General features: G+C 48.1%; 10 protein-coding genes. 7 read left to right on the top strand and 3 right to left on the bottom strand.

Going from position 1 to position 12,070, the window contains the following annotated elements; genetic code table 11:
• Positions 1 to 345 precede the first annotated feature (345 nt).
• The 3 genes from KDK15_RS01595 (at position 346) to KDK15_RS01585 (ending at position 5,197) form a co-directional block, all read left to right on the top strand.
• Positions 346 to 1,002: a YfjI family protein gene (locus KDK15_RS01595; protein ID WP_257293614.1), complete on the top strand. Its 657-nt coding sequence runs from the start codon at positions 346 to 348 to the stop codon at positions 1,000 to 1,002.
• 189 nt (positions 1,003 to 1,191) lie between these two features.
• Positions 1,192 to 3,900: a type I restriction-modification system subunit M gene (locus tag KDK15_RS01590; RefSeq protein ID WP_257293613.1), complete on the top strand. Its 2,709-nt coding sequence runs from the start codon at positions 1,192 to 1,194 to the stop codon at positions 3,898 to 3,900.
• Entirely contained in the window at positions 3,893 to 5,197 is a 1,305-nt protein-coding gene (locus KDK15_RS01585; RefSeq protein WP_257293612.1) for a restriction endonuclease subunit S, read from the top strand. The genes KDK15_RS01590 and KDK15_RS01585 overlap by 8 nt, the downstream gene beginning before the upstream one ends.
• Here the strand turns inward: KDK15_RS01585 and KDK15_RS01580 are convergent.
• Positions 5,169 to 5,309, bottom strand: coding sequence for a hypothetical protein (locus tag KDK15_RS01580; protein ID WP_257293611.1), 141 nt, complete (start codon positions 5,307 to 5,309; stop codon positions 5,169 to 5,171). The two genes, KDK15_RS01585 and KDK15_RS01580, sit on opposite strands and share 29 nt — an antisense overlap.
• On the opposite strand from KDK15_RS01580, the gene KDK15_RS01575 reads away from it, so the two are divergent.
• Positions 5,268 to 5,840: a DUF4433 domain-containing protein gene (locus KDK15_RS01575; RefSeq protein ID WP_373691316.1), complete on the top strand. Its 573-nt coding sequence runs from the start codon at positions 5,268 to 5,270 to the stop codon at positions 5,838 to 5,840. The two genes, KDK15_RS01580 and KDK15_RS01575, sit on opposite strands and share 42 nt — an antisense overlap.
• A complete protein-coding gene (locus KDK15_RS01570; RefSeq protein ID WP_257293610.1) occupies positions 5,837 to 6,919 on the top strand; it encodes a macro domain-containing protein in 1,083 nt (360 codons plus the stop codon). Before KDK15_RS01575 ends, KDK15_RS01570 begins: the two co-directional genes overlap by 4 nt.
• A 60-nt stretch (positions 6,920 to 6,979) precedes the next feature.
• Here KDK15_RS01570 and KDK15_RS01565 read toward each other — a convergent pair whose 3' ends face one another.
• Together KDK15_RS01565 and KDK15_RS01560 are read right to left on the bottom strand one after the other, a co-directional pair.
• On the bottom strand, positions 6,980 to 7,375 hold the full coding sequence (locus KDK15_RS01565) for a PIN domain nuclease (RefSeq protein WP_257293609.1): 396 nt from the start codon (positions 7,373 to 7,375) through the stop codon (positions 6,980 to 6,982).
• The gene (locus KDK15_RS01560; RefSeq protein ID WP_257293608.1) at positions 7,372 to 7,566 is read right to left on the bottom strand and encodes a type II toxin-antitoxin system VapB family antitoxin; all 195 of its coding nucleotides are present in this window, start codon (positions 7,564 to 7,566) and stop codon (positions 7,372 to 7,374) included. The genes KDK15_RS01565 and KDK15_RS01560 overlap by 4 nt, the downstream gene beginning before the upstream one ends.
• A gap of 112 nt (positions 7,567 to 7,678) precedes the next feature.
• Between KDK15_RS01560 and KDK15_RS01555 the strand changes: the two genes are divergently transcribed.
• Both KDK15_RS01555 and KDK15_RS01550 read left to right on the top strand, forming a co-directional pair.
• Positions 7,679 to 10,954 carry a type I restriction endonuclease subunit R gene (locus KDK15_RS01555; protein WP_257293607.1) on the top strand — a complete coding sequence of 1,092 codons (3,276 nt, stop codon included), beginning with the start codon at positions 7,679 to 7,681 and terminating at the stop codon, positions 10,952 to 10,954.
• Between the two features lie 10 nt (positions 10,955 to 10,964).
• Positions 10,965 to 11,672: a M48 family metallopeptidase gene (locus tag KDK15_RS01550; protein WP_257293606.1), complete on the top strand. Its 708-nt coding sequence runs from the start codon at positions 10,965 to 10,967 to the stop codon at positions 11,670 to 11,672.
• Positions 11,673 to 12,070: the final 398 nt, after the last annotated feature.

Raw genomic sequence — 12,070 nt, 5'->3', positions numbered from 1 at the left:
GGAGTTCGTGTGAGACTTGGGGAGCATGGGTTGATTCGCCATCGTAAAAGCTCCCACTGTGGAACTTTTATGCGATAACCAAGCCTGTTCCCTGAGCTACGGACCGTGAAACAGAAACGTTCTTGAGCGATCAAGAACCCTCGCCCGATAGGGCGGGAAGTGTCAGAAAAGGCAATCCCGGACTCACACAAGGTAAACTGGCCGCCAAAGCTTCCGGAGCCACTCTGTTCTGCCCAACATTCCCACCCGACTCCAAGGGCACTGACTTTAATGATTTAGCACGCATTAACAAAAAAATGTACCACTGACACTTTTAACAAATAAAACAACAAGTCCGTGAATATTATGTCTATTAATAATGATATTGCTGGCCAATTGAACCCAGCAAATAGCAGCCCCGAGATTAAATGGAAGAAACCAGAGCCTATTGAAAAAGGGCTATTACCGGTGCCTGAATTCCCATCAAATATTTTGCCTCATTCAATTGAGAAATGGATTCAAGACATTGCCTTTCGAAAAGACGGTGCTCCTGTAGACTTTCCTGCTGTATCAGCCATGGTAGCGCTCAGCTCTTTATTAGGCAGTAAGGTTGTTATTCACCCGAAGCGTTATGATGAATGGTCCGTGATCCCCAATTTATGGGGTGCCATCATTGGCAACCCCTCTATGAAAAAGACACCATGCATTACTGACGCCTTAAAGCCCATAAAGGGCTTTGAAAAGAAATGTTTTGACCGCTATCAAGATGAGATGAAGGATCATCAGGCAGATTTAAAGCTAGAAAAACTTCAGGAGAAGCAATTCTACGGTGATGTATTAAAAGAGACGAAAAACAACAATTCAAAAGCAAAAGAAATGCTACGCGAGGCAGAATACAATGCCCCTGAACCACCCATATTAAAACGTTATCTTGTGAATGACTCCAGCATAGAAAAGCACCCGCAAAAACCGAATTATCTTTATTTTCGGTTTTTTCGGTTGTTATCTCTCCAGCAACGGTAACACGCACTCTGCAATAAAAATCTGCTTAAACCCGCCCTGAAGCGATACAAGCTCAACCATTTTCGGTAATCTACTGGGCAGTAAAAATTCTACACTTACGCTGCCGAGGCTCCTTTTTCCTGCTCGCTGTCAATAAAAGATAGCGACCCACCTCCGCGCAGTAGCGTGCCCGATTTCAAGGAAAACCGAATGACCACCAAGCTGACCCTGTCACGGCTCGAGAGTCTGCTCCTGACGGCCTGTGATGATTTGCGCGGCAATATGGATGCCAGCGAATACAAGGAATACATCTTTGGCATGCTGTTTCTGAAGCGGGCCAGCGACCTGTTTGACCAGCGCCGGGAAGAACTACGCCAGCAGTTTCGTAACGACGGGCTCAGCGATGAAGATATAGAAACCGAACTGGATGACCCGGATAACTACCCCGGCAAATACTTCTATGTGCCCGAGCGCGCGCGCTGGAAAAACATTCAGCACCTGAAAACCAACGTAGGCTCTGCCCTGAACAAAGCGCTGGAAGAGTTGGAAGACGATAACCCTGATGCCTTACAGGACGTGTTGAAAGGCGGGCATATCAACTTCAACCGTAAAATCGGCCAGCAAACCCTGAGTGACGACACTCTGGCTGACTTTATCCAGAATTTTGAAAAGATACCCTTGGGTGATGATAACTTTGAATTTCCTGACTTGCTGGGTGCCGCTTACGAATACCTGATTAAATACTTTGCGGACTCCGCCGGTAAAAAAGCCGGTGAATTTTATACGCCCGCCGAAGTGGTCCGGATTTGTGTCGAAGTCTGCAACCCCCAAGAGAATATGAGCGTTTATGATCCGACCATCGGCTCCGGTGGTATGTTGATTCAGGCACGGGATTATGTGCAGGAGTGTGGCGGCAATCCGGACAACCTCTCCCTGAATGGTCAGGAGAAAATGGGCACCACCTGGTCCATCTGCAAAATGAACATGCTGCTCCACGGTATCTCCTTCGCCAATATCTATAACGCCGATACCCTGATTGAACCAAAACACGAAATGGACGGTAAGCTGGTACGCTTTGACCGGGTGCTGGCCAATCCGCCGTTCAGCCAAAACTATTCCCGTAATGACAACATGAAACATCAGGGGCGTTTCAGTGTCTGGATGCCACAAAAAGGCAAAAAGGCCGATCTGATGTTTGTGCAACACATGTTGTCGGTCTTAAAGCCCAATGGCAAAGCGGCCACGGTAATGCCCCACGGTGTCCTGTTCCGGGGTGGCGAAGAGAAAGAGTGTCGCCAGCATTTTATTGAGCGCGGTGTGCTGGAAGCGGTAATTGGCCTACCTTCCAACCTGTTTTATGGCACAGGCATTCCCGCCTGCATCCTGGTGCTCAACAAAGAAGGGGTTGCAGACCGTAAGCACGTGCTCTTTATTAATGCCGACCGGGAATACCGGGAAGGCAAAGCACAGAACCATCTACGCCCGGAAGATATTGACAAAGTGGTCCACGCTTACCGTGGCGGTAAAGATATACCGGCTTACTGTCGTAAAGTTCCCATTGAAGAGATCGCAGCCGAAGATTACAACTGCAATATCCGCCGTTATGTGGATAATGCTCCGCCTGCCGAACCCCATGATGTTCGCGCCCACCTACAAGGTGGCGTGCCTTCCGTGGAAGTCAACAACCTCGACCACTTCTGGCAAAATTACAAAGGCCTGCGGGAAGACACCTTTATTCCACGGCAGGATGGCATCTATGAAGACTTCAGCCCGGTGATTGAGGGCAATCGCGCCATTGCGGACCATATCAGCCATCATCAGGGCGTTATGGATCGTCAAAGCCAGTTTATGGACACCCTCAAGACTTGGTGGCATGAGCACCTGCCCATTGTCGAAGCACTGGCACCCGATGCGGCGAATAAAGAAGGTAAGCCCCGAAATGTTTACGAGATGCGCAGCAATTTGCTGAACAGCATTGAACAGACGTTTACCGAACAGAACCTGCTATCGAGCTATCAGGTGCGGGGAGCGTTTGCCAACTATTACAACCTGCTGAAATCCGATTTCAAATCCATTGCTGCCAGTGGCTGGGGGCCCGAACTGATTCCGGACGACGATATTCTGCAAAGTCAGTTTCCGGAAGTGCTGGAAGAACTGGAGCAACAGCGTTCACGTCTGGCAGAACTGCAGGCCCTCTTTGCTGCGGCCAGTGAAGAGGACTTTGAACCCTCTTCTGAAGAGAGCGACGATACCGGCGTACTGCCAGCTGATCAGGTGAAAACCCTGAAGGCTGACCTTAAAGCGGCAAATGCGGCCTGGAAAGCAGAATTAAAAAGGCTGAAAGACACCGCGAAAGACCTCTTTACCGAATTAAAAGTCGCCAGGTTCGTCACTACAAAAGGCCCCAACAACGAACCCAGAAGCTACTACCTGACGGAAGGGCTGGGCCAGAAAGAGGCTATTTTTGCCAATGGTCAGCGCATTCTCGATTTAGCTGCGCACTTTAAACATGCCTCGGATTTTACCACCATCATCAAAGAGGCCATGGAAAACGGTGCCAGCTATAAACAACAGGCCACCCGTATCGACAACCAGCTGGCCGGCCATAAAGCACTGGAAGATGAAGTTCGTGAACTGAAAGCCACCATCCGGTCCACTGAAAACCAGAAGCAGACGCTGGTGGATGAGGCTCGGGAAAAAATCAGTAAAGATGAAGCCCGAGTAGAGATTACCCGGCGATTGGGTGAGTTGTTATTTAAAATTTATGCAGCGTACCTTCGGGCAGATTTGCGAGCCTGTACTGCAGCAGTTGAGAATCTGTGGCAAAAGTATGCGACTACGGCTAAACAGATAGAAACAGAGCGGGATCAGGCTGCGGCAGAGTTACAGCAGTTTTTGGTGGAGCTTGGGTATGAGTGATAACTGGTCATCATCTAAGCTAGGCCAATTAACAGCTATTGCTATTGGTGGTACACCATCAAGAGACAACTCGCGTTATTGGGCTTCTAATACTGATAATGGGTTTCCATGGGTATCAATCGCTGACCTGAATAAACGCATCATTATCGGTACGAAAGAACAAATAACTCAGGCGGGGGTCTTGAGTTCCAATGTTAAGTTGGTTCGGGCAGGTTCTGTGCTAATGAGCTTCAAGCTGAGCTTGGGAAAAGTTGCTTTTGCTGGCACAGAGCTATATACCAATGAAGCTATTGCCAGCTTTACCTGTAGCGAGGAACTTGATGAGGCTTTCCTCTTTTATACTCTCCCGAATCTTGCAAATAGTGCTATTACAGACGTAGCGATTAAAGGTGCAACCCTTAACAAAAAGTCGCTCCATAATCTCATCATCAAATATCCACACAAAAAGAAACAACACAAAATCGCCACCATCCTGTCCACCATCGACACGGCGATTGAGAGAACCGAGGCACTGATCACCAAATACCAACAGATCAAGGCCGGGCTGATGCACGACCTGTTTACCCGTGGTGTATTACCCAATGGGCAGCTTCGCCCATCCCGTGAGCAGGCACCGGAGCTTTATCAGGAAACAGCGATAGGGTGGATTCCCAAAGACTGGAAATCTCTTAATCTTAAAGAAGCTTTAGCCGCATCGGGGGGCTACTTACAAACTGGTCCCTTTGGAAGCCAATTGCATGCCCATGAATATCAGGACGAAGGTATTCCTGTGATCATGCCTCAGGATATTAATGATGGTTTGATTGATACATATGAAATTGCTCGTATCACAGAAGCCAGAGCCTCAACCCTTGCAAAGCATCGGGTACAACCCGGTGACATCATTATTGCGCGTCGAGGCGAGCTAAGTAGAGCAGCGGCTATTACAGAGCAAGAAACAAGCTGGTTGTGTGGAACTGGTTGCTTCCTACTTCGTTTGAAAAAATCTGAACTCAATCATTATTTTGTCGCCAGTGCCTACCGGCACGATATTGTTCAAAGACAAATTGCTGGTTTGGCAGTCGGGAGTACAATGCCAAGCTTAAATAATGAAGTGATGAATAAGCTTGTTTTTCCATTTCCTGATCCGGAAGAACAACATCGTATCGTTTTAAGAATTGATATTTCTGATCAGAAAATCAGAGGGTTATACCAACAAGTGATGAAGTTGAAGAATCAAAAACTCGGTCTAATGCAAGACCTCCTCACCGGCAGAGTCCCTGTTTCTGTTAAGGAGCCTGAAGCGCCCCATGGTTAAAGGCTTTGACAAACTGAACCCGGAAAAAGCCCTGATCTGGCGCATTGTCCACCGACATAACCTGCCCTGAATTCTGGATAATGGCCTGCACAGCGGCAACAGTAAACTTCATTCACCAGAATGGGTCCCTATTGGCAACCCGGAACTAACGGACAAACGCACCCGCTACGTAGTGCCTATCGCACCGGGTGGAGTGCTGAATGACTATGTACCGTTTTATTTCACTCCTCGCTCAGTCATGATGATGAATATCGTCACCGGGCGTGGCGTTAAACAACGCCAGCGGGAGGAGATAGTTATTCTGGTGTCCAGTCTGCATCAGTTGCAAAGGCAGGGTTTACCGTTTGTTTTTACAGATAGCCATGCCTATTGCCAGTGGGCACCTTTTTACCATGATCTGGCCGATCTCCCGAACATTGACTGGCCATTGCTGCAATCTCTGGATTTTCGACGTGTGCCGGATGACCCGGCACGCTTTGAGCGATATCAGGCCGAGGCTCTGGTCCACCAGCATTGTCCTGTCTCTGCCCTGATCGGCATGATCTGTTATTCTGATGACATCACAATGGAAGTTACACAACAAATACAACAACGAGGGCTGACACTGCCCGTGTACACTCGTCCGGGGTGCTACCATCCATGATTACTTATACCACCGGCAATCTGCTGGACTCACAAGCGGAAGCGCTGGTTAACACCGTCAACACCGTGGGCGTGATGGGCAAAGGCATTGCCTTGATGTTCAGTGAGCGATTCAAGCCTAATCTGGCGGCTTACAAAAAAGCCTGTAAAACCGGCGAGGTTCGAACGGGTAAAATGTTCACTACCGAAACCGGTGAATTGATGGGGCCGCGATGGATTATTAACTTCCCTACTAAACAGAACTGGCGACACCCTTCACAAATGAAGTGGATTATTGACGGTTTGCAGGATCTGAAACGCGTTATTATTGAGCGGCAAATTCATTCTATCGCCATCCCCCCCCTCGGGGCAGGTAATGGTGGCCTGAACTGGGCAGATGTCAAACGGCAGATTCAGCTAGCGCTTGCGGATTTAACGGACGTAGAGATCATTATCTACGAACCCACCGAGCGCTATCAGAACGTGGCTAAACCCCAAGGCGTAAAATCGCTCACCCCTGCCAGGGCCTTAGTTGCCGAACTGATTCGACGCTACTGGGTTCTGGGTATGGAGTGCAGCCTGATTGAAGCTCAAAAGCTGGCTTGGATACTGAACAGGGTTATTGATCACATGGGATTGGAGAACCCTCTGGGCCTGCATTTCAATGCAAGAAACTATGGCCCTTATGCGGATGAACTCAGGCATTTGTTAAACCATCTGGATGGCAGCTATCTGCACTGTGACCGACGCATCAATGACTCCCGCCCCTTTGATGTGATTACCTTTGATGAAAGCAAACGTCAGGCTGTGACCGCATACTTGAAATCCGAGGCTAAAGTTTGGCTACCTGCGCTGGAAAAAACGACTGAATTGATTGATGGCTTTGAATCGCCTTTTGGTATGGAACTGCTATCTACGGTGGACTGGCTGGTGTTTAAAGAAGGCATAGTCCCTGAACCGGATGCCATCCTCAATGCCATGGGCCAATGGCCTGCCGGTGAACGTTGGGCGCTGCGGAAAACCAAACTGTTCGATGGCCGAACCATTGATATTGCCCTGAAACAATTAGCGCGGGTTGATCTGAGAAACCCATCGGTTTAATAAACACCATTGTGGAGTCTATTTTTTTTAAAACAGGCTCCACAAGCAGACATATCCCTTTCACGCCAGTGCCGCTATCAACCCAAGGTGATCGGAAAAGGGTTTAAAATCCCTGTCGGTATAAAGCAATGGCATTTTTTGCTCAATACAGTATGAGGCAATGATGACATCGTTTGTTTTTCTAACCGTGATCCCTTTCTTGCGTAATGCCCGAAAGTTATTAGCGCACGTCATGACCATGGACGGGCTAAACAGCGTATATTCATCCAATAATGACAGCTTGCTTTTCACTTGTCGGAACTGTTTGTCATCCCGAATACCTTGCAGAATTTCCAGAAAAATAAGGTCTCCCATGGCCAGAGTACCTTCAATAAGACAGGTATCCAGTAAATCCGATGCCGGGGTGATCTTGCCATTGAGGTAGTCAATCCAGACACTGGTATCGGCCAATATCACCGTTGACGCCTCATTTCATCCAAATCCCCTTCCCACTGAATTTTGCCCCGCAGGCTTCTGATGGATTGTTGCTGAGCACGTTTTACCAGCAGTTTCAGGCCTTGCTCCACCACTTCTTTTTTGGTTTCCAATCCAGTAGCCTTCAATGCCTGTGCCATTAAGTCATCATCGATTACTATGTTCGTGCGCATGATTCACCAATGTGTATATTATTTGTATATGTACACAGTGTAGTGACGATAGGCTATTACTGCAAACACCCTGACCTGAACCTCTCTCCCTGAATTGACGGGTACACCCTGAATGAGTGAATACACTGAAGTTGAACAACCCTTCCTGAAACAGCTGGAAGGGCTCGGCTGGACAGCCATCGATCAGGGAGAAGCCATTCCCCAAAATCCGGCAGCCTCTCTTAGAGAGCACTTTCGCCAATGGATTCTGCCGGATGTGTTTCGCAGCGCCGTTAAAGCCATCAACCAAACCGAAGAGGGGCAATGCTGGCTGACTGACGCTCAACTGGAGGAGTTGCGCCAGCAGGTTCTGCGTCAACCCAATCATTCACTGCTGGAAGCCAATGAGTCGGTGCAAAAATTATTATTCAAAACACAAGTGGATGTGAATGAACTCACCGGAGAGGAAGATCCGGTGGTGCAGCTGATCGATTTTAACAATCCGGGCAATAATCAGTTTCATGCCATCAACCAGTTCCGTGTCGATACGCCGGGCTGTGTAAAGCAATTTATCATTCCTGATATTGTGCTGTTTGTGAACGGCCTACCGCTAGCCGTGGTGGAGTGCAAAAAAGGCTCTGAAACCTGTGCCAACCCCATGCAGGAAGCGTTTGCCCAACTGCAACGGTATATGCACAAACGGGAAGAAACGGTAAAGGCGGGTTTAAAAGAGGGTGAGCCACGGCTGTTTCACAGCAACCTGCTGTTGATTCGCACCTGTGGTATTGAGGCCGACTATGGCACCATCAGTTCCGGCGAAGAGCATTTCTATGCATGGAAAACCGCTTACCCTGATAAAAATGCCACTTTGAAAGGCAAAAGCCAGCAGGAGCAGTTAATTCAGGGGATGCTTAACCAAGGCAACCTGTTAATGATGCTAAGAACCTGTTCCGTGTTTATGGATACCGATGCCGGGCCACGCATTAAAGTGGTTTGTCGATACCAGCAATTCCGGGCAGCCAATAAAATACTGGACCGATTGCGAACCGGGAAAAACACCCTTGAGCGCAGCGGGGTCGTCTGGCACACCCAAGGCTCTGGAAAATCCTTAACGATGGTATTTGTGGCCCGGATGCTGCGCGCCAGTTCTGACTTGAATGACTTCAAAATGGTGCTGGTCAATGATCGGCAAGACCTTGAACAACAGCTAAGCGAAACCGCCACACTGATTGGTGGCCGGGTTAATGTCATCGAAAGTACCCAAAGCCTTCGCCGCCAACTGGCCAGTGATGCATCTGATATTAATATGGTGATGGTGCATAAGTTTCAGGAGCGTAAGCAAGTTCTTTCTAACAAGGTAGCTGAAGCACTGGGCACTTATCGGGCCATGCCTGCCGCTGATACGTTTGGCGTGGTGAATCAATCCGGCAGAATCCTGCTAATGATTGATGAAGCCCACAGAACACAAGGGTCTGACCTGGGTGACAATGTGTTTGAGGCTTTCCCTAATGCCACACGCATTGCCTTCACGGGCACGCCGTTAATTTCTCAACGCCATGGCGATAAAAAAACCATTAAGCGTTTTGGGGAGTATATCGACAAATACAGACTGCTGGATGCTGTTGATGACGGTGCCACCCTGCAAATTTTATATGAAGGCAAAACCGCTGACAGTGTCCTGAATGAAAAGCATGCCTTTGATGAGGCGTTTGAGGACTTGTTTAAAGAACGCAGCGAAGAAGAACTGCTGGCCATCAAAAAGAAATACGGAACCAGTGGCGATATTCTGGAAGCGGAAAACCGCATTAACGCCATTGGCAAAGACCTTGTCGGCCACTATATCGATAATATTCTGCCGAATGGGTTTAAGGCACAGGTGGTCTGCCATTCAAAACTGGCCTGTGTTCGCTACCAGAAAGCCATTCAACAAGCACTGGCGGAGCGTATTAAGGACGAAGAATCGAAAACCACGCCTGACCCTGAATTAATCAGCAAGCTGCGCTTTCTAAAAACCGCTGCCATCATTTCCAGCGATGGCACCAACGAGGCGGCTTACATTACTGAAGCCAGAAAGCAGGCTAACCGAAATAATGCCGTTGAGAATTTTTGCAAATCCTTTGTGTTTCCCCATAGCCCTGACTACGACTTTGATAAAGACAATACCGGTATCGCCTTTCTGATTGTCTGCGACATGCTACTGACAGGCTTCGATGCCCCGATTGAGCAAGTGATGTATATCGATAAAAGGCTACGAGAGCATACATTGCTTCAGGCCATTGCCCGTACCAACCGGGTGAAGAAGGGCAAGAGCCGTGGCTATATTGTCGATTATATCGGTCTGGCCAATCACCTGACGGAAGCGCTGGATATCTATGCCGGTAGTGATGAAGTGCAAGAGGAATTGCAGGAAGGTCTGAAAAATATCAATTCAGAGTTGCCGGTACTTGAAGAGCGCTATCAACGATTGCTGCAGCATTTTACCGCCTTGGGTGTTGATCAGATTAAAGCCTTTGTTCAGGGAACACTGCCTTCTGTGGATGACGATGCCATCGTCGTTCACCAAGCCGTTACTGCATTGAAAGACGAAAAACGCCGGGCAGATTTTGAGGTGTACCTTAAAGCGTTTTTAAACAGCCTGGATATCATTCTGCCTGACAGCCCCGCCCAACCGTTTAGAGTGCCTGCCAAACGTTTTGGCTACATTCTGCAACTGTGCAAAGAGCGTTATAAAGACAGCAGCCTGAATCTCGGTAATGCCGGTGAAAAGGTGAAAGCGTTAATCAATGAGCATTTGATCAGCCTTGGCATTAACCCAAAAGTGGAGCCTGTTGAACTGCTCTGTGATGACTTCATTGAAAAGCTGAATAAGCATGCCGGGGGCAATCAGGAAGCCAAGGCAAGTGAGATGGAGCACGCCATTCGTAAGCACTGCACTGTCCACCATAACGAAGACCCGGCATTTTACCAAAGCCTGTCTGAAAAGGTAGATAACCTGATTGAAAAGCATAAGGACGAATGGGATGTGCTGGTTGAAAAACTGTCAGAACTTCGTACCAAAGCCATAGAAGGGCGGAGTCAGGGCGAAGACGGAATGAGCCGTGAAGCTACTACTTTTTTTGAACATATTGTGCAGATAGGCTTTACTGAAGGCCGGGTGCCGGAGGAAGCCAAACAAGCCATTAAAACGCTAATGGAAAAAATTGTTGATATTTTGCAGGACACTATTGGCAGTATCGACTTCTGGCAAAACCCCGACAAACAAAAACGTACGCGCAGCACAATAAAAATGGAAATCACCAAATCAGGAATTACCGAATTAAAAAACAACCGGGAACGTGTGGCCGTAGAAGTCATGAAGCTGGCAAAGAACCGCCATCAGAGCCTGCTCAATGCTGGCCGCAGCCAATAAGGTCATACGGTTGAAAAAACGCAACATAAAAGATATCGAGTATTACTTGTTACCCGGTGCCTCCCGCAAAACCACCGACATTGTGGTAGAGCGGGATGGAACGATTCACGTCCGCCCTCCCCTGCACATGAGTGCCGAGCAGGTGGACGATACCGTTTACAGCAAACGCATGTGGATCTACCGCACCCTGGCAGAATGGAATAGCTTGAACAGTACTCATGTGTGCCGGGAGTGGGTGAATGGTGAGTCTTTTTTATACCTTGGCCGTCACTATCAGCTAACACTGGTTGATGATCCGGTTAAGCCTTTAAGCCTGAAAAATGGCCGATTTCTTTTAAATAAAGCCTTGGTTCGATCACCCAGCGCCACAGCCGCCAAACAGGCTTTTGAACAGCTTTATAGCCAAAAGGGACTTGAGCGCCTTCAAGCTCGCACACAATACTTTGCCCCAAAAGTAGGTGTGGATTTTGGCAGCATTACGGTCAAGGATATTGGTTATAAATGGGCGGCCTGTAAGCGCAATGGTGATTTAAGTTTTCACTGGAAGTGCATGATGGCCCCACCAAAGGTGATTGACTACATCGTAGTCCATGAATTGTGCCACAACCATCACCGCAACCATACCACCGCTTTTTGGGATGAAGTCGATAAGGTGCTGCCTGACTACCATGAACGCAAAGACTGGTTGAGAGATAACGGGGCCTCTCTAACGCTTTGAGTGCCTTTACTGACATTCTTCAATCAAACGCACTTGTCGTGTATTGATCAAAAAAATGGTTCTCTGATGAGGGCCAATTTGGCAATGAGTGACGCTGGAATTTCAAGCGGGATAATTTGTATACCAACTGTATACCAATGACAGGTGTACACCGTGATTTTAATGACTGGTTTTCAGTCTTTTCGAGTGTCTCTCGGCTACCGTAAGAAACACGATTGGCCCTGAAAAAATAGGTACTTTAGTACAATTATAAGCAAGCAAATATGTGCTCTCCGGCCCTCATTTTTCCCTGCATGAAGCGATTTAATAACAAAAAGTTAACCCAATTTTCGGCGCTATCACTGTAACTGTTTGCTGAAACCATATTGCCCCTTGATTCCCAAGGGCTGCAGACACAT

This window comes from Endozoicomonas sp. YOMI1 (assembly GCF_024606345.1).
In the GTDB taxonomy this organism is placed as follows: domain Bacteria; phylum Pseudomonadota; class Gammaproteobacteria; order Pseudomonadales; family Endozoicomonadaceae; genus Endozoicomonas.
The sequence above is the reverse complement of the archived record's forward strand: the minus strand, read 5'-3'. Positions and strand labels throughout refer to the sequence as shown.

Bases quoted from the DNA above. Each gene is read 5' to 3' on its own strand.
- KDK15_RS01595 (WP_257293614.1), top strand. From the start codon at position 346: ATGTCTATTAATAATGATATTGCTGGCCAATTGAACCCAGCAAATAGC.
- KDK15_RS01590 (WP_257293613.1), top strand. From the start codon at position 1,192: ATGACCACCAAGCTGACCCTGTCACGGCTCGAGAGTCTGCTCCTGACG.
- KDK15_RS01585 (WP_257293612.1), top strand. From the start codon at position 3,893: ATGAGTGATAACTGGTCATCATCTAAGCTAGGCCAATTAACAGCTATT.
- KDK15_RS01580 (WP_257293611.1), bottom strand. From the start codon at position 5,309: ATGAAGTTTACTGTTGCCGCTGTGCAGGCCATTATCCAGAATTCAGGG.
- KDK15_RS01570 (WP_257293610.1), top strand. From the start codon at position 5,837: ATGATTACTTATACCACCGGCAATCTGCTGGACTCACAAGCGGAAGCG.
- KDK15_RS01560 (WP_257293608.1), bottom strand. From the start codon at position 7,566: ATGCGCACGAACATAGTAATCGATGATGACTTAATGGCACAGGCATTG.
- KDK15_RS01555 (WP_257293607.1), top strand. From the start codon at position 7,679: ATGAGTGAATACACTGAAGTTGAACAACCCTTCCTGAAACAGCTGGAA.